At 40.4% G+C, this 26,196-nt stretch carries 25 protein-coding genes and 1 riboswitch; of the genes, 10 read left to right on the forward strand and 15 right to left on the reverse strand.

Annotated elements, in window-relative coordinates:
- Positions 1-3: 3 nt before the first annotated feature.
- A complete protein-coding gene (locus GYM62_RS16935; protein WP_219957280.1) occupies positions 4-750 on the reverse strand; it encodes a tyrosine-protein phosphatase in 747 nt (248 codons plus the stop codon).
- On the reverse strand, positions 751-1,305 hold the full coding sequence (rfbC, locus tag GYM62_RS16940; RefSeq protein WP_219957281.1) for a dTDP-4-dehydrorhamnose 3,5-epimerase: 555 nt from the start codon (positions 1,303-1,305) through the stop codon (positions 751-753). It abuts the gene before it with no gap.
- Between the two features lie 177 nt (positions 1,306-1,482).
- Between rfbC and hflX the strand changes: the two genes are divergently transcribed.
- Together hflX and GYM62_RS16950 are read left to right on the forward strand one after the other, a co-directional pair.
- Positions 1,483-2,751: a GTPase HflX gene (gene hflX / locus GYM62_RS16945; protein ID WP_219957282.1), complete on the forward strand. Its 1,269-nt coding sequence runs from the start codon at positions 1,483-1,485 to the stop codon at positions 2,749-2,751.
- 125 nt (positions 2,752-2,876) lie between these two features.
- The gene (locus GYM62_RS16950; RefSeq protein ID WP_219957283.1) at positions 2,877-3,938 is read left to right on the forward strand and encodes a PAS domain-containing sensor histidine kinase; all 1,062 of its coding nucleotides are present in this window, start codon (positions 2,877-2,879) and stop codon (positions 3,936-3,938) included.
- Positions 3,939-4,004: 66 nt separating this feature from the next.
- Here the strand turns inward: GYM62_RS16950 and GYM62_RS16955 are convergent, their stop codons facing one another.
- The 5 genes from GYM62_RS16955 to GYM62_RS16975 form a co-directional block, all read right to left on the reverse strand.
- Positions 4,005-6,392, reverse strand: coding sequence for a TonB-dependent receptor (locus GYM62_RS16955; protein WP_219957284.1), 2,388 nt, complete (start codon positions 6,390-6,392; stop codon positions 4,005-4,007).
- A 130-nt stretch (positions 6,393-6,522) separates the two neighbouring features.
- A riboswitch (TPP riboswitch) is annotated at positions 6,523-6,619 on the reverse strand.
- Between the two features lie 282 nt (positions 6,620-6,901).
- The gene (locus GYM62_RS21180; RefSeq protein WP_219957285.1) at positions 6,902-7,120 is read right to left on the reverse strand and encodes a type II toxin-antitoxin system RelE/ParE family toxin; all 219 of its coding nucleotides are present in this window, start codon (positions 7,118-7,120) and stop codon (positions 6,902-6,904) included.
- The gene (locus GYM62_RS16965) at positions 7,117-7,365 is read right to left on the reverse strand and encodes a hypothetical protein (protein ID WP_219957286.1); all 249 of its coding nucleotides are present in this window, start codon (positions 7,363-7,365) and stop codon (positions 7,117-7,119) included. The genes GYM62_RS21180 and GYM62_RS16965 overlap by 4 nt, the downstream gene beginning before the upstream one ends.
- Before the next feature lie 47 nt (positions 7,366-7,412).
- Positions 7,413-8,936, reverse strand: coding sequence for a magnesium chelatase (locus GYM62_RS16970; RefSeq protein WP_219957287.1), 1,524 nt, complete (start codon positions 8,934-8,936; stop codon positions 7,413-7,415).
- 8 nt (positions 8,937-8,944) lie between these two features.
- Positions 8,945-10,045, reverse strand: a complete 1,101-nt coding sequence (locus tag GYM62_RS16975; RefSeq protein ID WP_144606120.1) for a VWA domain-containing protein — start codon at positions 10,043-10,045, stop codon at positions 8,945-8,947.
- A gap of 140 nt (positions 10,046-10,185) precedes the next feature.
- Between GYM62_RS16975 and GYM62_RS16980 the strand changes: the two genes are divergently transcribed.
- Positions 10,186-10,416, forward strand: a complete 231-nt coding sequence (locus tag GYM62_RS16980; protein WP_144606118.1) for a hypothetical protein — start codon at positions 10,186-10,188, stop codon at positions 10,414-10,416.
- Here the strand turns inward: GYM62_RS16980 and GYM62_RS16985 are convergent, their stop codons facing one another.
- Both GYM62_RS16985 and GYM62_RS16990 read right to left on the reverse strand, forming a co-directional pair.
- Positions 10,417-10,827, reverse strand: a complete 411-nt coding sequence (locus GYM62_RS16985; protein WP_219957288.1) for a PIN domain-containing protein — start codon at positions 10,825-10,827, stop codon at positions 10,417-10,419.
- Positions 10,820-11,077: a DUF6364 family protein gene (locus GYM62_RS16990; RefSeq protein WP_219957289.1), complete on the reverse strand. Its 258-nt coding sequence runs from the start codon at positions 11,075-11,077 to the stop codon at positions 10,820-10,822. The genes GYM62_RS16985 and GYM62_RS16990 overlap by 8 nt, the downstream gene beginning before the upstream one ends.
- A gap of 90 nt (positions 11,078-11,167) precedes the next feature.
- Between GYM62_RS16990 and queG the strand changes: the two genes are divergently transcribed.
- Entirely contained in the window at positions 11,168-12,109 is a 942-nt protein-coding gene (gene queG, locus GYM62_RS16995; RefSeq protein WP_219957290.1) for a tRNA epoxyqueuosine(34) reductase QueG, read from the forward strand.
- Between the two features lie 4 nt (positions 12,110-12,113).
- Complete coding sequence (corA, locus tag GYM62_RS17000; RefSeq protein ID WP_219957291.1) at positions 12,114-13,220, forward strand: magnesium/cobalt transporter CorA; 1,107 nt, start codon at positions 12,114-12,116, stop codon at positions 13,218-13,220.
- A gap of 58 nt (positions 13,221-13,278) precedes the next feature.
- Here corA and nadC read toward each other — a convergent pair whose 3' ends face one another.
- Positions 13,279-14,136, reverse strand: coding sequence for a carboxylating nicotinate-nucleotide diphosphorylase (nadC, locus tag GYM62_RS17005; RefSeq protein WP_091653498.1), 858 nt, complete (start codon positions 14,134-14,136; stop codon positions 13,279-13,281).
- A gap of 152 nt (positions 14,137-14,288) precedes the next feature.
- Positions 14,289-14,684: a DUF4783 domain-containing protein gene (locus GYM62_RS17010; RefSeq protein ID WP_219957292.1), complete on the reverse strand. Its 396-nt coding sequence runs from the start codon at positions 14,682-14,684 to the stop codon at positions 14,289-14,291.
- Between the two features lie 135 nt (positions 14,685-14,819).
- On the opposite strand from GYM62_RS17010, the gene gpmI reads away from it, so the two are divergent.
- The gene (gene gpmI, locus GYM62_RS17015; RefSeq protein WP_219957293.1) at positions 14,820-16,346 is read left to right on the forward strand and encodes a 2,3-bisphosphoglycerate-independent phosphoglycerate mutase; all 1,527 of its coding nucleotides are present in this window, start codon (positions 14,820-14,822) and stop codon (positions 16,344-16,346) included.
- The gene (locus tag GYM62_RS17020) at positions 16,343-16,912 is read left to right on the forward strand and encodes a hypothetical protein (RefSeq protein ID WP_219957294.1); all 570 of its coding nucleotides are present in this window, start codon (positions 16,343-16,345) and stop codon (positions 16,910-16,912) included. The genes gpmI and GYM62_RS17020 overlap by 4 nt, the downstream gene beginning before the upstream one ends.
- A gap of 196 nt (positions 16,913-17,108) precedes the next feature.
- Here the strand turns inward: GYM62_RS17020 and GYM62_RS17025 are convergent, their stop codons facing one another.
- Together GYM62_RS17025 and GYM62_RS17030 are read right to left on the reverse strand one after the other, a co-directional pair.
- Positions 17,109-18,647, reverse strand: coding sequence for an IS1182 family transposase (locus tag GYM62_RS17025; RefSeq protein ID WP_219957295.1), 1,539 nt, complete (start codon positions 18,645-18,647; stop codon positions 17,109-17,111).
- A 94-nt stretch (positions 18,648-18,741) separates the two neighbouring features.
- Complete coding sequence (locus GYM62_RS17030; protein ID WP_219957296.1) at positions 18,742-20,418, reverse strand: amidase; 1,677 nt, start codon at positions 20,416-20,418, stop codon at positions 18,742-18,744.
- A 74-nt stretch (positions 20,419-20,492) separates the two neighbouring features.
- On the opposite strand from GYM62_RS17030, the gene GYM62_RS17035 reads away from it, so the two are divergent.
- Entirely contained in the window at positions 20,493-20,933 is a 441-nt protein-coding gene (locus GYM62_RS17035) for a hypothetical protein (RefSeq protein WP_219957297.1), read from the forward strand.
- Positions 20,934-20,957: 24 nt separating this feature from the next.
- On the opposite strand, the gene GYM62_RS17040 is transcribed toward GYM62_RS17035, so the two are convergent.
- Positions 20,958-21,260, reverse strand: a complete 303-nt coding sequence (locus GYM62_RS17040; RefSeq protein ID WP_219957298.1) for a hypothetical protein — start codon at positions 21,258-21,260, stop codon at positions 20,958-20,960.
- 90 nt (positions 21,261-21,350) lie between these two features.
- Positions 21,351-21,659, reverse strand: coding sequence for a hypothetical protein (locus GYM62_RS17045; protein ID WP_219957299.1), 309 nt, complete (start codon positions 21,657-21,659; stop codon positions 21,351-21,353).
- Positions 21,660-21,888: 229 nt separating this feature from the next.
- Between GYM62_RS17045 and polA the strand changes: the two genes are divergently transcribed.
- Both polA and radA read left to right on the forward strand, forming a co-directional pair.
- The gene (polA, locus tag GYM62_RS17050; RefSeq protein WP_219957300.1) at positions 21,889-24,711 is read left to right on the forward strand and encodes a DNA polymerase I; all 2,823 of its coding nucleotides are present in this window, start codon (positions 21,889-21,891) and stop codon (positions 24,709-24,711) included.
- A gap of 109 nt (positions 24,712-24,820) precedes the next feature.
- Positions 24,821-26,194 carry a DNA repair protein RadA gene (radA, locus tag GYM62_RS17055; protein WP_219957301.1) on the forward strand — a complete coding sequence of 458 codons (1,374 nt, stop codon included), beginning with the start codon at positions 24,821-24,823 and terminating at the stop codon, positions 26,192-26,194.
- Positions 26,195-26,196 lie beyond the last annotated feature (2 nt).

Consider the following 26,196-nt stretch of genomic DNA (forward strand, 5'->3'; position numbering starts at 1 on the left):
AGATCAAAGACTGATATTTAACCATTCCGAATGACGGATTTTTTCAAAAGTTTTGGACTTGGGAAGTGTTTCCAACATATCCAGATAACGAGAATTATGGCAGTCTGTTCCAAAAAATCGAACATTTGCCTTTTCTAAAAGTGTCTCTGCAAAATCCTTGACTTGCTTGGAGTAGAATCCTGTCAAAGAAAGCAGGTTAATCTGGAAGATAATATTCCTGTCAATGAGATCCTGTAGTAAATCTTTATCCGCAACTAAGTACTGATAGCGCTCAGGATGGGCAAAAACCGGTTTATATCCAGCCATTTCCAAGTGAAAAAAAATCTCCAGCAACATCTGAGGTCGATTGATAAAGCCTGTTTCGACTAGGATATAGTTATCTCCAAAAGTTAAAAGCTCTTCCCCGGCTTTTACCTTTTCCAAGAAAATCTCATCCATATAGTACTCCGCAGCCGCATCAATTTCAATCTCAATGCCCTCATTTTTTACAGCCTTACGTAGATCTTCCAGCCCCATCTGAATAATTTCAGGAGTATTTCGGTAATACTCAGACATGATATGAGGGGTGGTGATAATCTTTCTAAGCCCATATTGGGATAGCCTTCGTATCAAATCCAGAGACTCCTCCATGGATTTAGAACCATCATCTATTCCGGGTATGAGATGAGAGTGCATGTCTGCCTGCAACCAGCTAAGGTCCAGGTCTTCTATGACTTCAGGTTTACGTTTAAACAGGTCTAAAATGCCCATTTAGAATCCTCCTCCACTTGATTTTATAAATTCAGCCAATGTTGGCCACTTCTGATCTTTTTCTGAGATTATGGGGTCTGTCACTTTCCAATCAATGCCTAACTCGGGATCATTCCATAAAATTCCGCCTTCGCTGGCTTGGTGATAATAATTGGAACATTTATACAGGAAAAGTGCATCTTCCAGGACCGAAAATCCGTGTGCAAATCCTTTCGGAATATACAGTAAATTCTGCTTGGATGCATCCAAAACCACAGATAATGATCGCCCAAAGGTAGCTGAATCTTTCCGAAGGTCCACTACTACATCCAAAACCTTCCCCTGCACCACACGCACGAGCTTTGCCTGCGCAAATGGATCTCTTTGAAAATGTAGTCCACGGACAGTTCCTTTTTGGGAAAAGGACTGATTATCCTGAACCCAGTTTTCTTCTAATCCATTGGCAGAGAACCAATCCTTTCGGAATGATTCAAAAAAATAGCCCCTAGAATCTTGAAACAATTTAGGTTGTATTTCAAAAACACCGGAAATGAAGGTTTCCGTTATCTGAGCCATGGGAGTTTAATTTTATTTGAAAGCAAAATAAGTAGTCCCCCCAAGACTATCCTAATCATTATTGAGGAAATATGACGAACTTTGTGCCTTGGAAGGTGATTTTCAGAGGGATATTTCCAAATAATTGAAACTTATCCACTCGATCTCTCCTTTTGTATTGAGAATCAAAAATCCTTTATGAGTAAATTTTCCCGAAAACTTCAAAAATTATACGATACCGCTCCCAAGCAGGAAACCGCAGTTTTGGTGACCGTTGTGAGACAAAATGAATCTGATCAGCTGATTGAAGAGCATTTAGATGAGTTGGCTTTTTTGACCGAAACGCTGGGTGTAAAGGCTGTTTATCGCTTTACCCAGAAAATGGAAAAGCCAGACATCAAAACTTTTGTGGGGAAAGGAAAACTGGAGGAAATTCAATCCTATGTGGAGCACTTTGCAGTAGACATGGTCATTTTCGATGACGATCTTTCTCCTTCTCAGATGAAAAATCTGGAAAACGAGCTGAAAGTGAAAGTATATGATAGATCTCTACTGATTTTAGATATTTTCTTACAAAGAGCCCAAACGGCACAGGCCAAAACCCAAGTAGAACTGGCAAGATTTCAATATTTACTTCCAAGATTAACCCGAATGTGGACTCACTTGGAGCGTCAGAGAGGTGGTACATCCACGAGAGGTGGTGCCGGTGAAAAGGAAATCGAAACAGATAAGCGGGATATCCGAAATAAAATCACCTTGCTGAGACAGAAGCTAAAAGAAATAGAGAAGCAAGGCGTCACCCAACGCAAGGGACGAAAGGGAATTGTCCGAGTTGCACTGGTAGGTTATACCAATGTAGGCAAATCCACTTTGATGAATTTGGTGACCAAAACCGATATTTTAGCTGAAAACAAATTATTTGCGACGGTAGACTCTACGGTCAGAAAGGTCGTGTTGGAAAACATCCCCTTCCTGCTTTCCGACACCGTAGGATTTATTCGAAAGCTACCTACACACTTGATAGAATCATTCAAATCTACACTGGATGAAATTCGTGAAGCAGATCTTTTGGTCCATGTGGTAGATATTTCGCATCCAAGCTTTGAAGATCATATTGCAGTAGTAACCCAAACGCTCAGAGAAATCAATGCAGGAGATAAACCTGTCTTATTGGTCTTCAATAAAATTGACCTGGTGGAAACCATGCCTTCTGAAGAGAAAATCATGGAAATGACTGAAATCGAGCTTCAGGAATCCGACTTTAAGGATTTTGATGCGCTTTCAGAAGCCTATGAGAAAAAGACTGGAATCCAACCTGTTTTTATGGCAGCCGGAAGTGGAAAAAACATAGAAGAGTTCAGAGAAAGGTTAGTATCCGAAGTCAAAAAACAACATCTGAAAATCTATCCACATTACTTGGAAGATCAAGTTGTCATTTGGAACAGTGAAGAAAATAGCTCGGAATAATCTCCGAGCTTTTTTCTTATCAGACAATTTGAGGGCTTTAAATTCTTCCTGTTCACTTAATAAAATTCCTTTTAGTCTTTAGTTATTTTTCATATATATTTTCAAAAAGAGGCAAAACCCAGCCCATGACTACAGAAGATTATCCCTTTGAATTATTTTTCGATTTAGTCCCTGACCTACTGTGCATTGCTGGCTTTGATGGTTATTTCAAAAGAATAAACCCAGCGGTTTCCAAAGTATTAGAATATAGTCAGGAGGAACTCTACTCTCGACCTATTAATGATTTTATACATCCTGAAGATGTGTCAATGACCAATCAGAGGAGATCTCAACTTTTTGAATCACAGCCTTTGCTAAACTTCGAAAACCGATACATTACCAAGAGTGGAAAAATCATATGGCTTTATTGGACTGCCTGGCCTAACACCGAAAAAAAACTGGTTTTTGCAATTGCTAAAGAAATTACTGAAAAGAAAAGATTGGAAGAAAGGAAGGACGAATTACTGTCTGACCTTTCTCACAAAAATGAAGAACTCAAAAGTCTTACATACATAACAGCTCATGATTTGAGGTCTCCAGTTTCTAGTATATTGTCCGTTTTCCAGTTACTTAATTTGGAGAAAATAAAAGACGAAGAAAGCGTAGAGTTGATCAAGCTTATTCAGAGATCAACCTTGGGACTTAAAGAAAACCTTAATAAATATTTGAATAAACTTTCTGAAAAGGACAGTAATAATGATAAGAAGGAGCTGGTCAACTTATCAGAAATTCTTCAGGAAACACTGATTACATTGAACCCTACCCTAAAATCAGTCAATGCCCAAATCAAGCATGATTTTTCTCAAGCAGGTGAAGTTTATTTTAACAGACTTCATTTAGAAAGTATTTTCCTGAATTTGTTAGGTAACTCTATTAAATACAGAAAAACAGATGTGGCACCACAGGTTTGCATATGGACAGAATTTGTTGCTGAAAGAGTATTTCTCTATATCAAAGACAATGGGAAAGGGATGAATATGGAAAAAGTAAAGGATAAGATATTCAAAATGAATCAAACCTTTCACGGGCACTCAGAGGCTAAAGGCATTGGGCTTTATTTAGTAAACAGCCATCTTCAAAGTGCTGGCGGAAGCATTGAAGTGGAAAGTGAGGAAGGGGTCGGGACTACTTTTAAGGTTATCTTTTAAAAATTTAAATAAAAAAGTCCTGCCTCAAACTGAAGCAGGACTTTATCAAATTTTCTATAAGTCATTTTAGAACTTCATGCTCACTCCAAGCAAGAAATTCGTGCCTGCCTGAGGATAATAGAAGTTTTCTGTAATCAATTCTCTGCCACTATTCCCCGGAACGAAGTAGCTAAAGGTGTAGCCATTAGGCTCGTACAACTCATTGAAAATATTATTGATCAATAAGTTTACCTCTAAACTCTTAAAGAATCGGGGCTGTGCGGTATAGCTGATTCGAAGATCATTGGTGAAAAATGCATCCAATGTCCGGTTCTCATTCGATGTATTATCCAGATATTGCTGCCCTACATATTTACTCAACCAGTTTAGAGAAAGGTTCTTGGTAGGATGATATTCGATAATAGCCGAACCCACTACATTGGGAGAAAATGCTATATCCGTGTTGGTATAAGTATTCTCCACTTGCTGAAAATCCTCCACACTGTAGTCGTCTATATACTCCGTGAATTCAGCAATCTTATTTTGACTTAAGGCAATGTTTCCTCCCAAAGTCCATTTTTTAGATACTTGATATGCACCGTCCAATTCTATCCCTGCCCTGTAGGATGAAGCAACATTCTCTCTTATATAGGCGCCAACATTATTGATTTGACCAGTCAAAATCAGTTGATCCTTGTAATCCATGTAATAGAAGTTGGCATTATAGGTAAAGTTGCCTGCTCTTGACCGCAGGCCTGCCTCGATGTTATTGAGTCTTTCCGGTCTTGGCACTTCCGTAATCGGATTGTCCGTAAAATCAGCTCTTGTTGGTTCACGGTTGGCTACAGCATAGCTAGCATACCAAGTCTGATTTCCTTTTTCGTACGAGAAACCAAACTTTGGATTGAAGAAGGTATAATTTTCCTGACCGTCCACAATTCTCAAATCGTCATTGACTCCGAAGAAGGTATAATTAATCCCACGAACCTGAAGATCTCCAAATAGATTTAATCCTGGCTTTAATTCATAATTGGCCTTTGCATAGATATTTCTATCGTCTTTAACAGCGTTATTATCGTAATATCGATCTCGGATATCAGTATCTCCAGCAATTCTCGCCCAGATAATTTCCCCAAAATGGTCGCCATCGTAGCGATTGGCGCCACCTCCTAAAATCACATCCCATTTTCCATCGTCGGACACATAATTGACAGATCCTACGAATCCAAAGAAATCATTGTCCAACCATCTTCTTCTGATGATATCTGTTCTAGTAATGGTATCTCCACCAATAATGACATTGGGCAAGGCATATCTGGAAAATCGGTCATTCTCGCGAAACTGCTCATAATAGCCCCGGCCATAGGTATAATGTAAGGCCAGATTGGTTTTCCAATTGGACCCAATTTTTCCTGTATAAATCAACTGATAATGATCCTGTTGGTAATTATCTGTTTCATTATCATAGGTGTAGAAATTATTGGTGCGGTCAGTATCCAATAGAGCCTCTGGCAAACCATACCAAGACTGATAGGTCTGCTCTTTTCCGGAGAAAACATTCAATTTGACAACGTGATTTTCTCCATAGTAGCCTCCGGAAAGGAAGTAAGATCCCAAATCAGAAAAAGCTCTATCCACATAACCGTCGGTCGTGATTTTGGATAATCTAGCATCTACGGCAAATCGATTATTCAATAAACCTGTTCCAGCTTTGACTGTATGTCTCCACGTGTTGAAGCTGCCAAATCCATTATCAACCTGAGCATAAGCCTCTTCTTGTCGAGTATCTGTTTGGAAATTCAAACTTGCTCCAAAAGTGGCAGCTCCATTGGTCGAAGTTCCGACTCCCCGCTGAATCTGCACATTATCTACCGAACTGGCAAAATCCGGCATATTGACCCAGAATACTCCATGTGACTCAGCATCATTGAGAGGGATTCCATTCACAGTAACGTTGATTCTTGTCTGATCTGTACCCCGAATTCGGAGACCAGTATATCCTATACCAGCACCGGCATCCGAATGTGTAACCACAGAAGGAGTGAAGTTCAAAAGAATGGGAATATCCTGACCTAAGTTCCTTTTGGCAAGCTCCTCCTTGTCGATAGTTTTGAATGTGGTTGGGGTGTTTTCTGATGCCCGAGTGGCAGATACTATAAATTCTTCACTCAGAAAATCTTTGCTGGAAAGTTTAATTTCCAAGTTTCCGGAGTAGGGTAAGGATAGACTCTGACGAAAAGTCTCATATCCTAAATAGGATACCCGGAGATCTACTTCACCTGTAGGAAGTTTTAAAATGGTGAAATTTCCTTCTCCATCAGTAATAGCTCCTCTTCCTATTTTTTCGGTCCATACAGATGCTCCTACGAGAGGCTCGCCACTTTTTGCGTCCAGTACTTTTCCGCTCAAACTTTGTTGAGCCCAAGCCGAAATGGTCAGCATAAATGCCATCCAGCCCATCAATAATTTTTTCATTTGTTTAAATCCCTTTCGGGTCATTGAGTGAAACATGGGATGACTTAGGGGAAGTCAGCCGTATTTGTTTACCCGTTTTGCAATAGTAAAATCAGAGCCTACAGTGGTACCAAACTGTCTATTCTAAATTTACTTTGCTTGCTCATTTCCCTTCGCCGGCACTACCCGGATCAGGTATTATGGGTATGATCTCAGCCCGTTTTATTAAGGCACCCCTTATGATCTATGTGCAAAGGTATGGGTGAAAAGTCTTAAAGCAAATCAGAGTAAAAGAAAAGTCTCCATTGAAGCATTGACCAATAAAAATCAATCTGAATAACAGCACAAGTCGACAATATCAAACTATTTAGAGCTTACTCATTAATCCTTAAAATCTTAAGGGAAAAGCAAGTACAGTATTTATGTCTAAAAATTAAACAATAAAAAAACCTTAAGGCATCAATTTTTTAGGATCTCTTCTCGTATCAAAAACTCTTGAAATCAATATCAGGTATTGACTTTCTTCGATTCTATATATGATTTCGAATAATTAAATATCGATAGTTTAACAATACAGGCTGTTCAAAGAATTGGATTTGACCTATTTTTGGATCTGAGCTTAAGATTTCTGCTTTATCAACTATTGAAAAAACTATATTCTGGGCAACAACTTCTCCAGCTAATTCAGAATAAAATTCAAAAATTTCATTCAAATCCTTAAGCGATCTTTCAGACCAAAAAATTTTCACAAAATTTTTCCCTTTTTAATTCTTTTGACTAGCTCTTCTTGAGAAATAATTTTTCCCCTTTTGTAATCAGACTCTGCTTCTTGAAGAGACTGGATTAACTCATCCTCTTCAATAGGGCGAAAAAATTCCTTTTGTTTTTCAGTAAGACTATCTAACCTGATTTGATCAATCTTTTCAAGGACACTTTCATTTTCAAGTTTAGATAACCAGTGAATCAATTCTAATTTCTTTTTAGCAATGTCCATAATCATGAATTTAATAATTTTCCAAAAAAAGAGGCTTTCGCCCCTTTTTATAAATCATCCTCATCAAAATCATCTTCTTCTCCAGGCCCCATATCAAACATGGAACTGAATAAATCCTTGAACTGTAAACCAGTGTCCAACATGCGTTTGCTCAGCTGAGAATATTCAGCCAAACCATGCAATGCAAACTCCATAAAGAATTCTTTCTCTCTTTCAGGAAGATTTTTGACCAACTGTGTTACCACATTTTCCAAGCCTGGAACTTCCATCAGGGCTTCCTTATACTCCTTATCGGATTGAGAGGCTAAAATATCCAGAACATTTCCTTCTCCAAACCAGGCAAGCGGAATCACGTAGGGGTTTCCCTCCTTGGACTTTTTCTTTTCTTCCGGAGATGGGAAATAATTCACAAACTGAGATCTTATAGCTTTTCCAATTAAGTTGTACGCAACCAATCCAGCACCTTCTTGCTCTCCTTCATACACTAATTCTACTTTACCGGTAATCGCCGGAATTACTCCGATCAAATCGGCAATTCTTACCACCGTTTTGTTTTCACCATTCATATAAAGTCTTCTTTCAGCTGCTGAAATCATATTTTCATAGGCTGAAATGGTTAAACGAGCCGAGACACCTGACTTTTCATCCACGTACTCGGAAGCTCTCGCCTCAATCGCAATCTGTTCAATCAAGTCCTTCATGAGTTCGGGTACATGAATATTTTCAACAGGCTTTCCTTCCAGATTCGCCTCCTGTGCGGTAATTTTTTTACCAATCTCAATGGACTTTGGATAGTGGGTGATAATCTGACTTTCAATTCTATCTTTTAGAGGAGTAACTATACTTCCTCGGTTGGTATAGTCCTCTGGATTAGCCGTGAAAACAAATTGTATATCCAGAGGCAATCGCAGCTTAAAGCCCCGAATTTGAATATCTCCTTCTTGAAGAATATTGAATAAAGCTACCTGAATTCGAGCTTGTAAATCCGGTAATTCATTGATTACAAAAATAGACCGGTGAGATCTTGGCACCAGACCATAGTGAATCACCCGCTCATCATTGTAACTGAGCTTCATGGTGGCCGCTTTGATAGGATCCACATCTCCAATCAAATCAGCTACAGAAACATCAGGAGTCGCTAATTTTTCTGTGTAACGTTCATTTCTATGCCACCAGGTGATCGGGGTATCATCACCCCTTTCTTCGATCAGATTTCTCGCATAGGAAGTCAAAGGTGCCAATGGATCATCATTCAATTCCGAACCATAGACCACCGGTACATATTCGTCCAAGAGCAAGGTCATCATTCTCGCAATCCGGGTCTTGGCCTGACCACGAAGTCCCAATAAATTGATGTTGTGACGGGATAAAATCGCACGTTCGATATCTGGGATCACCGTGTCCTCATAACCCCAAATACCTTCAAAGACATTTTCTTTTGCCTTGATCTTAGAAATAAGATTATCTCTTAATTCCTCTTTGATTGATTTAGCCTGATAGCCAGCAGCCTTCAACTGACCAAGCGTTCGAATTTGTTTCAGTTCTTTTCCTGTAAGTGTATGGTAGTCCATGCGTTTGTTTAAAAGCGTTTGGTTCGGTTTCTTCTATAATCCTCAAAAATCAAATCTCCCAAGCCCTTCAAAGAAGAGTAGTAAGCATTTCCATTGTTAACCTTGGTAAATTCTTTGACAAACTCCTTCAAATAAGGGTCTGAAGCGATCATAAAGGTGGTTACGGGGATTTTTAATTTTCTGCATTGAGCAGCTAGTTTGAGCGTTTCACTCAAGATTTTACTGTCAATCCCAAAAGAGTTTTTGTAATATTTAATTCCAACTTTCAAGCAAGTTGGCTTACCGTCAGTAATCATGAATATCTGTTTGTTCGGATTCTTCCTCCTTCGAAGTAAATCCATAGCCAGCTCTAATCCCGCAACTGTATTAGTATGATAAGGACCCACTTGAAGATAGGGCAGATCCTTAATTTCAATTTGCCATGCATCGTTTCCAAAGACGATGATATCAAGCGTGTCTTTTGGGTATCGGGTTTTTATCAATTCTGCCAAAGCCATTGCCACTTTCTTAGCCGGCGTGATCCGGTCTTCCCCATACAAAATCATAGAGTGGGAAATATCGATCATCAAAACTGTAGAGGTCTGAGATCTATACTCATTCTCCACAACTTCCAAATCATCTTCGGTCAAAAGATAGTCACCTGAAAATCCATGATTGGCCTGGGCGTTACGCAAGGAGTCTGTAAGTGCAATTTGATCTAAGTTATCTCCAAACTCATAGGCTCTTCTGTCGGTGCCTCGCTCTTCTCCCTGACCGGAATGAGTGGTTTTATGTTGCCCAGATTTACCTCTTTTGAGCTTCCCAAAAATTTCCTCCAGGGCAGACTTTCTAATCGTTTGCTCTGCTTTCCCTGTTATTTTAAACTCCCCTTTTTGATTTTCTTCAGTCAGATATCCTTTGGATTTAAGGTCCTCAATAAAATCCCCAATTCCGTAATTGGGATTAGTCATGTTGTAACGCTTATCCAAGTTTGTCAGCCAGCTAAGAGCCTCTGCCACATCTCCGCCAGTCATGGTAACCAACTGAAGAAATATGTTAAGCAGATTCTCAAAGGTGTTTTTCTCGGGATCTTGGGGAGGTATATATTGAGTAAAGCGGAAGCCTTTCATAATCAGGTTTTTAAAGATTAGACTCAAGAAGCAGAACAAAACTTGCTGCCAAATCGAATTGAGCAAACCTTAAGATACATGTCACGATAACAAAGTGAAAGGCATAGGAGTTTGAATAAGTAGATAAAAACACCAAAAAGATGAAAAATTATCAAACAGTAGTTGGGGTTGTGACCGGAATTTTGATTGTTTTTGTCACGCTGATTCAACTCAATATTGCTTTGCCATTAATCTGGCTAATTTTCTTGGCAGGGCCTTTTTTAGTTCTTTGGATGGTTTGGTCTGTTTTAACGGCTCCAATTACAATAGAAGAAACCTTTGATGAACAATGGTATCAGGACAAACCGGAACTAAGAAGAAAAAGAGATTAATCAAGGTGCAAAAAATTCCTGTGGAGTAAGGATAGGTATTTGACTGTTGCCAATAAAATCCCTTTTATTTCTAGTAATTAAAAAATCTACACGATGAGCTAAAGCAGTATAATATTGTAGCCCATCTTCCTTGTCTTTAAAGTTGGAATTCAAAGATTGAATAATCACATCCTTACCTCCTGAAATTACCACACAAACTAAAAAAAATTGTTCTAAAAGTTCATTTGCTTGAGGAATTTTGTAGACCTCAAAAACAAGGTAATATAGGTTTCCCAAACTGCTCTCAGCGATAAAAAGCTGAGCCAATGACCCTTGTGCCAGCATTAGAAAAAGCTTTGAATCTTCATAAAAGGGATCCCTTTTTGCGAGCAAGTCAATCACTACATTAGTATCTAAAAAGATTTTAACCATGTTTTTTTAACAAATAATGACTTCGAAGCTCTTTGTCAAATTTATCAGGGCTGGGTCTAGGTTTCATAGACTCCAATTTTTTTAAAAGTGATTTTGCCGCTTTTTGAGCTTCCGTTTGTTCTATTTCCGGATTTTCTTTAGAAAAAATCTCCTCAAACATTTGAGACAATGACATTCCTCTGTCAGCAGCTTTTTGCTTGGCCTTTTCTATTATTTCTTTTTCTACAGTGAGAGTGAGTTTGGTTTTCATAAATACACGTGCTTAAATACAATATACGTGTAATTCTCAAATTGTGTTCAATTTCGTCTTTAATTTGATTTGAAGTACTTTCGAATTCCTATGAGCCCTTTACTTAAATACGCCCAATTCATCAAGTCCACCGCCAAACATCTGGGCTTTGACTTCTGTGGAATTGCCAAGGCGGAATTTTTAGAAGAGGAGGCCCCGAGACTTGAAGAGTGGCTGAATCGAAACTATCAAGGACAGATGGCCTATCTGGCCAATCATTTTGATAAGCGTTTAGATCCAACCAAGTTGGTTCCCGGTGCACAAACAGTCATTTCCCTGATTTATAATTATTATCCAGCGCATAAACTTCCTGAAAAACCAGAAGACATCAAGCTGGCCAAATATGCTTATGGAGAGGATTATCACTTTGTGATTAAGGATAAGCTTAAAACATTCTTGGAAGTTCTCCGGGAAGAAATCGGTGAAATTGAAGGGCGGGTTTTTGTTGACTCAGCACCGGTCATGGAGCGACAATGGGCTCAAAAAGCTGGATTGGGATGGATTGGAAAAAACAGCCTTTTGCTTAATCGAAAGATGGGAAGCTTTTTCTTTTTGGCAGAGTTGATCATCGATTTAGAGGTGGATCCTGATCTTCCTTTAGCAAAAGATTATTGTGGAACTTGTACGGCCTGTATAGATGCATGTCCAACAGATGCCATCGTGCAACCGGGAGTAGTCGATGGTTCCCGCTGTATTTCCTACTTGACCATAGAATTGAAAGAGGCAATTCCTTCAGAATTCAAAGGAAAGATGGAAAATTGGGCTTTTGGCTGCGATATCTGCCAAGATGTGTGTCCTTGGAATCGATTTTCCAAGCCTCATCAAGAACCAAAATTTGATCCCCATTCGGATCTAAAAGACTATTCGAAAAAAGATTGGATTGAGATGACAGAAGAGACTTTTCAGAAAGTTTTTAAAAAATCTCCTTTAAAGCGTACAAAATTTGCCGGACTGAAAAGAAATCTCGAATTTATTCAATCAAAGCCCTCCTAGACTTATGGCGCAGAAGTCTCCTATGAAGCAATTCCAGAAACTCTTTAAGAGTAAAAAAAGGAAAAGACCTGCCCATAGAGTTGGATTACCCCCGGCCGCCCTAATTTTTACTGGTGACAAGAAGCAAGAGGAGGTTTTCATCAACTTGATCACCTACGATGAACAGGAGATTTATGAAGAAAAAATCAAACTCTCCCAGCTCAAGGATCATCTGAAGCTTCAAAAGAAAGTTTTTTGGATAGATGTCATTGGACTTCACGATGTAGGAATTTTAGAAGAAATCGGACAGATTTTTGGCATTCACAAATTGACTTTGGAGGATATTCTTAGCACCTTCCAAAGGCCAAAAATGGAAGCTTTTGAGGAGTACATTTTTGCTACGCTGAAAATGATTCAATGCAATTCCCCTGAAGACCCCATAGATGAAGAGCAGGTGAGTTTTCTAATGGCTAAAAATATTCTTATCACTTTTCAGGAAAAAGAGGGGGATGTGTTCCAGTTTGTAAGAGAGAGACTCCAAGACTCCAAAAGGACTATCCGACAAAGAGGAACCGATTATCTGCTGTATGCTTTATTGGATGCGGTTGTCGACAATTACTTCACTGTTCTTGAACATATAGGCGAAAGGATAGAAAGCTTAGAATCGCAGGCAATCATAGAACCCGGAACCGAAACTCTGAATGCCTTGTATCTTCAACGCAGGGAGATGATGGACTTGAGAAGGTCAGTTTATCCGCTCAGGGAGGTAATCGGAGCTTTCGATAAGTATGCAGAGGATAAAATTTCTCCGGAAGTACGACCATTTATCCGCGATTTGTATGAAAATACTATTCAGGTAATTGAAACCATGGAAGTGTTTCGGGATATGTCTTCCGGCGTTTTAGACCTTTACATGAACAGCCTTTCTAATCGGATGAATAATGTAATGAAGGTGCTTACCATTATATCCACCATTTTTATTCCTTTGAGCTTTGTGGCTGGAGTTTATGGAATGAACTTCGAGTATATGCCCGAGTTACAATGGCGCTATGGGTATTTTTATGTTTTGAGTGGAATGGGTATAGCAGTGATTGGAATGCTCATTTATTTTCGATTCAAAAAATGGCTTTAAGAGCAATTTAAGCACTCTTTTTCTATTGTAAACAATTAAATTGTTTAAATATCTAATCTTAAAAAGCTTTAAGACTGATATCTAGACTTTTCACGGAGTGCGTTAAAGCCCCCATAGAAATAAAATCCACACCGCATTCGGCCACCTCAGCAAGGGTCTCCTCTGTAATTCCACCAGAGGCTTCGGTTTCAAATTTTCCATCAATGATTGCAACTGCCTTTCTCATAGTTGCATAATCCATGTTGTCCAGCATGATGTAATCCACTCCTCCAACTCTCACTACTTCCTCCACCTCTTGCAGATTTCGGGTTTCAACTTCAATTTTTAAATTCAGATTATGGGAGGCTAAATAGGCTTTGGTTCGCTCAATGGCCTGCTGAATTCCCCCAGCAAAATCCACATGATTGTCTTTCAACATCACCATATCATACAGTGCAAATCTATGATTTACTCCTCCACCGATATGAACAGCCCATTTTTCCATCAATCGGAAATTAGGCGTGGTTTTCCTGGTATCCATCAGACGAGCTTTGGTATGGATAATCTTCTGAGTCAACCTATGAGTCAATGTAGCGATACCGCTCATTCTTTGCATACAGTTGAGAACCAATCTTTCTGAAGACAAAATAGAAGCTGCTGGACCTGCAACCGTCAAGCCTATATCTCCATATTTCACTTCATCTCCATCCTTTTTCAGAAGAGTTACTTCCAAACTGGGATCATAGCTTTTAAAAATTTTCTCAGCCATTTCTATTCCAGCAAGTACTCCGTCACCCTTGATTAAAAGTTTTGCCTGACCCATTTTATCTGATGGAATCGCCGCCAAAGAAGAATAGTCTCCCGGTCCAATATCTTCTGCAAAAGCAGATTGGATAAATGATTGGATAGCCTGATCGGTAAGGTAAGCGGGTCTCATGTATCAAGATTTTAAATCAGCTGATCAGATTTCAAAAATCTGGCAGAGATTGAAGCATTAAATGGGATGAAATGTTTGGAGTAGCTATAAACTATTTCCTGCTGCAAAAATAGGGATAATGAGTAGCAGTACGGGTAATTTTCTAAAAATGCTTACACTTTTACAAAGCCCAGACTATACACTTTGATTTGGGCATCCTGCTGATTGACTTTGATAAAAACCTTATAAATGCCTTTTCCGCTTTGATAATCCCCTATATAAGAACTCAAACTGGGATTATTTTCTGATCTAAAAACTAGGGAAAATTTTAAGGGAGGGTTTTTCTTGAAAAAATCTTTTAACACTATTTCGGCCTGACTTTTCGAAAAATCTCCTTGTTGACCGTTGATATTGAGTGAAATACTTGCGTCAAAATATCTAGCCAAATCACTACTGGACCCACTATCGATCGCCACTATAATGGGGTCAATAGAGTGCTCAGGCGGATAGGTAGTTTCGGGTACAGCTATCCACAGTAAAAGTGATAGTATGAGTTGGTTAAGCATCATCAGTGCTGGTTTGGCAAATACTACGCCAAATTCATTCTTTCAAAATGCATTTTTGAGATTATTTCTTTCAGCAGGAAAAAAGTCAATCCATCATTCTTTGGGTCAAGAATGCCTAGAATATTTTATATTTGCCACATGGATAAGAAAGTACTTTTAATGATCTTGGACGGCTGGGGAATTGCGACTAAACCCGCTGTATCCGCCATCGACAAAGCCAAAACACCTTTTGTAGATAGTTTATATACCAAATACCCACATTCTACCCTTGAGGCCTCCGGTTTGGCAGTAGGTCTTCCAGAGGGCCAAATGGGAAATTCAGAAGTGGGACATATGAATATCGGCGCTGGTAGAATCGTTTATCAAGACTTGGTGAAAATCAACCAAGCCGTAAAAAATGGAGAGCTGAAGGAGCACCCTGTGTTGAAAGAAGCCTTTGCCAAAGCAAAAGCTGAAAAGAAGAAAGCGCATTTTATCGGTTTGGTTTCTGACGGTGGAGTGCATGCTCATATTGATCACCTGAAGGGTCTTTGCGATGCTGCTAAGGCAAATGGAATGGAGGATGTTTTCATTCATGCATTCACAGACGGTAGAGATACCGACCCAAAGGGAGGCGTTCATTATCTTTCCGATCTTCAATATCACCTGAAAAATTCATCCGGTAAAATCGCCTCCGTGGTAGGAAGATACTATGCCATGGATCGTGATAACCGTTGGGAGCGCGTTAAGTTGGCTTACGATGCCTTAGTTCATGGCGAAGGAGAAAAGTCCAAGGATATTCAAGCTGCTATCAAAAAATCCTATGACAATAATGTAACGGATGAATTTATCCGTCCAATTATCCACGTAGGCGCAGATAATAAACCTTTGGCTACCATAGCTGAGGGAGACTTGGTGATCTGTTTCAATTTTAGAACCGACAGGGGAAGGGAAATCACTCAGGTGCTGACGCAAAAGGATTTTGAGGATTACAACATGAAAAAGTTAAGCCTCAATTACATCACTTTTACTAATTATGATGAGACCTTCCAGGGTGTCAAAGTTCTTTTTGAAAAGGATAATTTAAATAATACGCTAGGGCAGGTACTTGAAGCAGCCGGAAAAACTCAAATCAGAATTGCTGAAACTGAGAAATACCCTCACGTAACTTTCTTTTTCTCGGGAGGCAGGGAAAAAGAATTTAAAGGAGAAAGCAGAATTCTATGTCCTTCTCCCAAAGTTGCGACTTACGATCTCAAGCCCGAAATGAGCGCTTTTGAAATCGCTTCCAAAATAATTCCTGAACTCAAGAAGAAAAGTACAGACTTTATCTGCCTTAATTTTGCCAATGCTGATATGGTAGGGCACACTGGTGATTTTGAGGCTGCAATGAAGGCCTGCGAAGCGGTAGATCAATGCACAGAGCGAGTAGTCAATGCTGCTTTGGAAAATAATTATACCATCATGGTGATCGCAGATCATGGAAACAGTGATATGATGATCAATGAGGACGGAAGTCCAAATACGGCTCATACCACCAACCTTGTTCCTTTTATTTTGATCGACAAGCAAGACAGCTTCCAGGTAAAAGATGGAAAATTAGGAGATCTAGCACCTACCATCTTGAAACTAATCGGCCTGGAGATTCCTAAAGAAATGACTGGAGATATCTTGATAAACGAATGAAATTTAGAATACTCGTAACACTTGCATTCCTGATTTCCTCGCTTACTTCCTGTGAAAACACTCCTGGGATTGCGCCTGTGGGGGAAATGGAGGTTTTACCTTATTATGATTTGAAAGGCTTTGTACTTCAGGAAATCGAAAAGATGGACAGCAGTAACCAAGTTTCCAAAATCACCCGAATAAATGGGGAAGAAAAAAGGTCAGATGTGACTTTTTCAAAAGAAGATTGGAAAGAAGAGCTAGACGCTTTCTTGGAGGCAGATATCAACAAACCTTCCTTAGCCACCTCGTTTACCACCGAGATCAAAGGTGATATTTTAATCCATCAAGCTAAACCTGAGGCAAAAACAACCATCAAAGAAATTCAGGTTCGGATTGTGGATGACAAACCTGTTTGGTTAAGATTTAGAGGTGCAAAAGAAAGTATATTTTACACCTCTTATATCAATGGGGGTATCTACATGAATGCTTTTACTGATAAAATTGATCATTACGAATTGGAAAGCACACAAAAAATTTGGTTTCTCAGTCCAAATAATATGAAAATCCAAGGTGCTGTTAGATAAAAAAGAGGCTGTCTCATAAATAGTTTTCACATTTAGAGATATTCGATTTTGCGCAATAGAGGCCGATTTTTGATTTTCGGCCTCTATTTTTTTGACCGGGGTTCACATGAGTTGTTTTTTAGGGTCATGGATGGATACTGTGCTCCACTTGCTTTTGTCTTTGTTTTGGGATGAAAAAATGGACATTTAAGGCTGTTCATCCCGCCTTTTTGGCCAGGTTGTGGGCAATGGCCAGAAGGCCTGTTTCAACGGCCACTTTTGCGCTACCGCGGAGCATGAAACGGCTTCTGCCCTTGTTGTATTTGAAGTGTCCGAAGACCGGTTCGACATCGATGGCCCGTTGCTTTCTTTTCTGAATACCTCGCTCTGAGGTTAGCCGTTCCTTTGCTTTGGCTTTCTGTTGCTGGAGTCTTGTGTTGACCTTGATGACTTTGTTTCCCTCCCCGGGATGGCAAGCTGCGGAGAGTGGACAGCCGGAACAGTTTTTAGCCTGATAGTGGCGATAGTGTTGAACGAATCCGGTTGATGTTTTACCGGTGTTTTTCCCGCTCTTTTCCATGGGCTGTCCCATGGGGCAGATGTAGCGGTCGTTTTGCGGGTCGTAATGGAGGTTGTCGAGTAGTCCGTAGACTTTCTTTGCTTTGGATTCCTGTTGAAGTTCTTTGTGGAAATAGTTGTACTTGACGAAGGCTTCGATCTGGTTTTCCTCCAGGAAGCAGTAGTTTTCCTCACTGCCGTATCCCGCATCGGCTGTGTAGCTGGAGGGATAGAAACCGTAGAGCTGACAGTATTTTTCCAGATGAGGTTTGAGGGTCAGCGTATCGGTGGGATTGGGATGCAGGGAGTAGTTGACCACAAACTGTCCGTGGGTACTGAGCTGAAGGTTGTAGGCGGGCTTGAGCTGTCCGTTTTTCATGTGGTCTTCCTTCATCCGCATGAAGGTGGCATCGGGATCGGTTTTGGAGTAGCTGTTGCGTCCTGCCAGGATCTGTTCTTTTTGGTCATATTCTTCCAGTTTGGCCGGCCAGTGCTTTTTGGCGTAGTTTAGTTTCTGCTTCACTTTTTTGTCCACAGGCTTGTCCTGCAGGGCCCGGTTGATCTTGTCCACGGTCTGAGACACTTTCTCCGGACTGGGGTTGATAAAGTCGGGCTCTTCGGCTCCCAGCTCCCGGGCGGCTACCGAACCTGCGTATTCCCAGAGTTCCTGGAGCTGTTTGCTGATCCGCTCCTTGTTCTTTTTGATCGCCTTACCCCAGACAAACGTGTAACGGTTGGCATTGGCCTCTATCTTGGTACCGTCGGTATAGACCTCCTTGATATCCAGAAGGCCTTCTTGATGAAGCAGCAGTACCACTTTGGAGAATATATCGCCGATCACCGGCTTGAGCCGTTCGGAACGAAAGCGGTTGATCGTGTGGTGGTCGGGACGCTGCATCCCCGAAAGCCACATGTACACGATGTTTTCCCGGGTAGCCTTCTCCAGCTTACGGGACGAAAAGCAATTTTCAAGATAGCCATAAACCAAAATCTTCAGCAGCATCCGGGGATGGTAGCTGCTGGCACCGTTTTGCCAATAATAGGCATACACCGAGGAAAGATCGATCTGATCCATCACCGAATTAACGGTTCGGGCTGGATGATGGGCTGGAATTAATTCTTCCAAACTCGGAGGAAGAAGCATCAGCTGGTTGGGAGAATAGTCTTTAAAGACTATATTCGTGTCTTGTTTTTGCACACCTCAAAATACCTATTTTGAGTTAAACAAGAAAGGCTAGCCGAGAAATCAGCTAGCCTATTAAACTATCTACTTTTGAGACAGCCTCTTCTTGTTATTGATTAAATAAAGGAGGTCTTTGAGTTTGCCAATCAGTATTTTTCTGAATTAGATTTCCTAGCATCACCAACTTTTCTTCCTCAAAAAGATTTGCCAATAAAGTAATGGAAGTAGGTGAACCGCTTTCATTAAATCCATTTGGCATACATAAGGCAGGATGTCCTGTCAGGTTAGTAATCTGTAGCTGTGATCCGGCAAAAGATGGAGTCACAATCACATCATATCCTTTCATTAATTCATGCATTTCCTGAATCAACAAAGTTCTCTGACGGCTGAGATTCACATAATCAGTAGCAGGAATAAATCGAGCAGCACGAAACAAGTTTGGCCATGCATTTCTATGTTGAGCTACCAACTGATCATCCCAACCAAGGCGGGTCAATTCATCAAAAGCGGCTGAACCTTCAGCCATGAGCATCATCACTATAGGACCGGCAGGGATCGAAACATTCAACTCAAGCGGATGTAATTCTATTCCAATATTTTTGAGCGTTTCTAACACTTTTTGATCATTGGCAGAAGCTCTTTCTCCTTCAAAGAAAGGCTTGAAATAGCCCACTTTCAAGCTTTTTGGATCTCTTTTAGCATCATAATTGAAAGCTGCCTGAATAGAACTTGCATCATTATCATCCTGTCCATTGATGACTGCTAAAACTATCCCATTATCCAATGCCGATCTGGAGATTGGGCCTATTTTATCCATAGACCAGCTCAAAGCCATCGCACCGTGCTTGCTAACTCTCCCATAAGTAGGTCTTAAGCCAGTAACACCATTACGTGTAGATGGGGAAACAATGGAACCTAATGTCTCAGTGCCGATTGCAAAAGGAACTAGTCCGGCACTCACTGCAGAAGCAGAACCGGCTGATGAGCCACTAGATCCTTGCTTCAAATTCCATGGGTTTTTGGTAACTCCTCCATACCACACATCACCCATTGCCAAAGCACCTAAAGTAAACTTCCCCACCAAAACTGCTCCCGCATCGTCCAATTTGGTCACAATAGTAGCTGTTTCATCTATTTCTTGGTCCTTGTAGGGCATAGCTCCCCAAGTAGTCTTGGTTCCTTTCACTGCCAGCAAATCTTTGACCCCATAGGGAATTCCGTGTAAGGGCCCTCTATATTTTCCTGCTTTCAATTCCGCATCCATAGCTCGGGCTTTTTCCATAGCAGAATCTTCCATCAGGGTGATTAGACACTGAAGTGTATCTGAGTATGTTTTAATCCTATCTAGATAAATCTTCGTCAATCTCTCACTTGTCAGCTTTCCTGATTTGATTAACACCGCCAATTCATGAACGGGCGTGAAAGCAATATCTACATCTGATTTGGGAAGATCCACTGAATTAGCAAGCCCCCAATTCAGAGTTTTTTGCTCCAGAGAAGGTTGAAATCCTTTAGGAAGTGGGTTGAAAACCAAAGAAGGAGCAACTGAATTGTCCAAGCTAATCTTTCTGGAATTTTCAAGATTATTCAGCTGATTTTTAAGCGTATTTACCATACTATCCTTCTCAGCCGGACTGAAGGAAATACCAATCAAGTCGGACGCCCCTTCGATGGAAGCCGGATTTATTTCACCGGAAAGTTTCCCAAAGGTAAAACCAAGTGCTAGGCAAGATGCCGCTCCGAGGCATATAAAGAAGCCTGATTTTAATCTGTTTTTTATTTCCATAGCTTAGTTTTGTATTATGCATGAACATGCAAGCCCCCAAGGTGTTTAATTAGTGCTTTAAAATCAAACCATTCATGGATCAAAAACCAGCATTTCCCATATTTCCCATGTATTTCAGAGGGCTATTGTTGCTCGCAGGAATGTATACAATTGCCTGGTCGGCATTTTTTAAATGGTTTGGGCCGGAATTGATCAACTGGTTGGCGATCAATGGGGACTTGGCTTCAACACTACCCGCTAATTGGTATGGAAGTTTTGGATTAATTGTAGGCTTGGTGATTTTTGTTTCTGCCTTCTATCCGGTAAGTTGGGTCTACTTGATTATAGGAGGGATAGCTGGAAAAATTATTTTGGCAATCTGGTTCTCTTTGGGGTTTTTGCCGGATATAGGCTGGAATAAGCGAAGTGGTTTTCACCTGATTTTCAATGAGCTCCTTTGGTTAATTCCTTTGATTGTAATTTTCCTCAGAGGCCTTCAAGTAAGGGCTTATTTAAATACAGAAGAAGAAAAGTAAAAAGGGGCTTTCGCCCCTCTTTTATTATAGAATGATGATCAACAATAAAATGATGATGATTGCGCCGGTAGAAATGAATATTCCTCCATTTCCTCTTCTGCTTATCTCCTTCATTTCTTTGAGCTCTTCTCTAATTTCCTTTCTCTCTTCTCTTGTCATATCGGAAAAATCCATGGCCTTAATTTCCTCAAACCTGTTCTTCATGGCTTCCAATTTGGCTTTTTCCTCCTCACTCAACTCCGTAACTTCTTTCTCTTTTTTCGCAGGCTCAGCATAAACCATGGACACAGAAAGAAACAGGGCAAAAATTAATAGTAGTTTTTTCATTTGATTGTAGTTTTGGTAAAAGATAAATTAAACTGATTAAGAATATTTTTTGAACCAATCATAAAACGGATAATTGGTGATTTTCGGATATTAATCCACCAAAATGATAATGATCAGGATTAAAATGATCGCCCCGGTAGAAAGCCAAAGGCCGTTATTTCTTCCTTCAGCCTTGATTTCTTGTAGCTCAATTTTAAGAGCTTTGGCTTCATCCTTACTAAGGGTAGAGAAATCCATCGCCTTGATTTCATTAAATCGGTTTTGTAATTGTTCGATTTTTTCTGAGTCTTCAGCGCTAAGCTCAGTTTTTTCCTTTTTGGTTTTTTCGCCTGGGTTTGCCTGTGCAGCATTGATGCCGATGAACCCTAACATCATGAGAATCAGTAGTGCTTTTTTCATAGGATTATTAATTTATTTGAAAAGGATATGTAAAATGTCAAAGGCTATATTTCTAAAGTGATGCAAATTTTTTTAAAGCAAACCTTAACGAGATATTAAAGTGAAACAAATTGACACAAAACCAATCCGAGAGAGAAAAGTTTACATCTACGGATTGACGCCTCCCAGCGGTATTTTTTGTACCTTGGTTGGCTGATTAATTTAGCTTTTTTCTACGAAAAAATAGACCATGTCTCAAAATCAACCCCATAAATTATTTCTTCTAGATGCCATGGCTCTGATCTATCGGGCACATTTTGCATTTAGTAAAAATCCTCGAATCAACTCCAAAGGCCTTAACACCGGTGTCATGCTTGGTTTTACCAATACGCTGATGGAAGTGTTAACCAAAGAAAAGCCCAGTCATATTGCGGTAGCTTTTGATACTTCTGCGCCTACTTTTAGACATGAGCAGTTTGAGCCTTACAAAGCAAATAGACAAGAACAACCAGAAGACATTACTGTATCTATTCCATGGGTTAAGGAAATTGTTAAAGCATTCCGGATTCCAGTTTTGGAAATGGATGGATTCGAAGCCGATGATATCATCGGGACCTTGGCAAAAAAAGCAGAAAGGGAATCATTTACGGTCTACATGATGACGCCGGATAAGGATTATGGACAGATCGTGGATGACCATATTTATTTATACAAACCTGCCTTCATGGGCAACGGAGTTGATGTGATGGGCCCGAAGGAAGTTTGTGCCAAATGGGATATTGAGCATGTGGATCAGGTAAGAGATATCCTGGGACTGATGGGTGATGCGGTAGATAATATTCCGGGTATTCCAGGCATTGGCGCTAAGACTGCAACCAAGCTATTGAAGGAGTTTGGAACAGTGGAAGAACTGATTAAAAACACGGATAAGCTGAAAGGAAAGCAAAAGGAAAATGTGGAAAACTTTGCGCAGCAAGGTATACTTTCCAAAGAGCTTGCCACCATCAAAATAGATGTGCCTATCGCATTTAATGAGGAGGACTTACGTTACGATGGCTTTGATGAAGAAAAGCTCAGGGCTATTTTTAACGAGTTGGAATTCCGTACTCTTTCCAATAGAATTTTTAAAGACGAAGGGAAAAAAGCAGTTATTCAGAAAAATGAACAACTTGGTCTTTTTGGGGAAGCTCCAAGTTCATCTCCAGCTTCGGAGATTGAGTTTGAGGAAGAATCTGTAAATACCTCCGCTCCGGTTGTTCCAGATACTATCCACAGCAATCTTCACCATTATCACAAAATCAAAGGAAAAGATGCCATCGAAGAATTGATGGAGTATTTGATGGTACAAAAAGTTGTATGCTTTGATACGGAAACCACTGCGCTCAATGCAATGGAAGCAGAGTTGGTTGGGATTTCATTTGCCTACCTCAGTGGTGAGGCCTACTATATTCCTTGCCCTGCTGATCAAAAAGAAACGCAGGCTATTTTGGAGCTGTTAATGCCTTTCTTCGAAAATGAAGATATCCTCAAAGTTGGTCAGAATATCAAGTATGACCTGTTGGTTTTGAAAAACTATGGGATAGAAGTGAAAGGTGCACTTTATGACACCATGTTGGCGCACTACCTTATTGAACCTGAAGGCAAACACAGCATGGATTGGCTCGCTGAGCAATACCTCAACTATAAGCCTGTTTCCATTACTGAATTGATCGGAAAAAAAGGTAAAAATCAGGGCAATATGCGGGATGTGGACGAAGATGAAGTCACCTCTTATGCCGCAGAAGATGCTGATATTACACTCAGATTGAAAGAGAAGTTTGATCCCCTTTTGAAAGAAAATGAATTGGAAAAACTTTTCTACGAAGTAGAAAACCCGCTGATCAATGTGCTGACAGACATGGAGTTTGAAGGGGTCAAAATAGACACTGACAGCCTAGCCGAACTTTCTCAAGCCCTAGAGGAAGAAAGTATTGCTATAGAAAAAAGAGTCTATGAATTAGCAGGAGTCAGATTCAATCTAGCTTCACCAAAGCAATTGGGTGATGTGCTTTTTGAAAAGTTGAAACTGGACCCCAAGGCTAAAAAGACCAAAACAGGGCAATACGCCACTGGAGAGGAGATCTTGAGCAAATTGGCAGATGAGCACGAGATTGCTCAGGCCATTTTGGATTATAGACAAATGGTGAAGCTAAAGTCAACGTACGTGGACGCTTTACCTACCATGATTAACTCCAAGACCGGACGCATTCATACCACCTATAATCAGTTTGTTGCGGCTACAGGTCGTTTGTCCTCCATCAACCCCAATTTGCAGAATATTCCTATTCGAACAGAAAGAGGAAGGGAGATAAGAAAGGCCTTTGTAGCCAGAGATGAAAATCATGTGCTCTTGGCAGCGGATTATTCTCAAATAGAACTGAGAATCATGGCTGCTTTCTCCGGAGATGAGTCCATGATAGAGGCATTCAAAAATGGCAGAGATATTCATGCCACCACTGCCGCAAAAATATTCCAGGTTCCACTGGAAGAAGTCAGCTCCGACATGAGGAGAAAGGCCAAAACTGCCAACTTTGGAATCATCTATGGAATTTCAGCTTTTGGACTTTCTCAGCGGCTTTCTATCCCAAGAGGAGAGGCCAAAGAAATTATTGACGCTTATTTCAAAGAGTTTCCTGCTGTAAAAGAATACATGGACGGAGCTATAGAAAAGGCCAGAAAAGACGAGTACGTTGAGACTATCTTGGGTAGAAGAAGGTACTTGAGAGATATCAATAGCCGAAACCAAACTATGCGAGGTTTCGCTGAACGAAACGCAATCAATGCTCCTATTCAGGGTTCGGCTGCAGACTTGATCAAAGTGGCTATGATCGATGTGCATAACTGGATGAAAAAAGAAAAGCTGAAGTCCAAAATGATCCTGCAAGTTCACGATGAATTGGTTTTTGACGCTCATAAGGATGAAGTTGAGATATTGAAGAAAAATATTCCTGGCTTGATGTCAAATGCTATCAAACTAGCTGTACCGGTGGAAGTGGAAGTGGGATTAGGAAAAGACTGGTTAGAGGCTCATTAAGAAAATACAAGGATTAAGTCTTTCGTATTCTGCTTCTAGAGTTAATCATTTCACATGGCCCCAACTAATCTTCAATTCGTAAATCGTATTTCGTATTTCCCACTTCAAAATGGCTAAAATAAAAACTTCCTTTTTTTGTCAGAATTGTGGCGCGCAAAGCCCAAAATGGCTAGGTAAATGTCCTGCGTGCGGGCAGTGGAATACTTATGTAGAAGAAATTATTCAAAAGGAGGAAAGCGGAAAGGGAACCTGGAAAACTCCTTCCAACGGAACAAAAAAGGCAAGCAGTCCCAAAAAAATCACCGAAGTCAATTATGAGGAGCAGCCTAGGTGGATCACCGGGGATAATGAATTGGACAGAGTTTTGGGAGGAGGAATTGTACCTGGATCCTTGGTACTGATAGGTGGTGAGCCTGGAATTGGGAAGTCAACCTTGATGCTTCAGATAGCCTTAATCCTGAAGAATAAAACCATTCTTTACGTATCCGGAGAAGAAAGTGAGGCTCAAATCAAAATGCGTGCAGACAGGATGGAAGCCAAGAATCCGGATTGTTATGTGCTTTCTGAAACCAACACTCAGCAGATATTTCAACAGGTAGAAATTCTAAAACCGGACTTTTTGGTGATAGATTCTATTCAGACGCTCAACAGTCAATACGTGGAATCAGCCGCAGGCTCAGTATCCCAAGTTAGGGAGTGCACAGCCGAGCTCATGAAGTTTGCCAAGGAAACCGGAACTCCTGTTTTTCTAATTGGACATATCACCAAGGATGGTTCCATCGCCGGCCCCAAAGTATTGGAGCACATGGTTGACACAGTATTACAATTTGAAGGAGATCGGCACCTGACTTATAGAATATTACGAACCTCCAAAAACCGATTTGGATCTACACATGAATTGGGTATTTATGAAATGAGAGCCGAAGGTCTCCGGTCAGTAGCCAATCCATCAGAGATCTTGCTAACCCAAAGAGAGGAAGTATTAAACGGAGTGGCCATTGGAGCCATGATGGAGGGGAATCGTCCTTTGTTGATCGAAATCCAATCTCTAGTCAGCCCGGCTACATACGGAACACCTCAAAGAAGCAGCACTGGACATGATGCAAAGCGTCTGAATATGCTTCTGGCTGTATTAGAAAAGCGGGGGGGAATGAGACTTGGACAGCAGGATGTCTTTTTGAATGTGGCAGGCGGCCTACGAGTGGATGACCCGGCTTTGGATCTGGCAGTATGTGCAAGTTTGATTTCCAGTTATGAGGACACTCCCGTTTCCGAGCAAATTTGTTTTGCAGGAGAAGTGGGTTTGGGAGGAGAAATTCGGGCTGTATCCAGAATAGAAAACAGAATTGCAGAAGCTGAAAAGCTAGGTTTCAAGAAAATTGTGGTCTCGAAATATGCTGTCAAAGGGCTGGATCTCAAAAAATTTAAAATTCAGGTTTTACAGGTAAGTAAGTTGGAAGAAATGTATTCTCTTATATTTTAAAA

It is taken from the genome of Algoriphagus sp. NBT04N3 (assembly GCF_019443765.1).
Classification (GTDB): Bacteria; Bacteroidota; Bacteroidia; order Cytophagales; family Cyclobacteriaceae; genus Algoriphagus; species Algoriphagus ornithinivorans.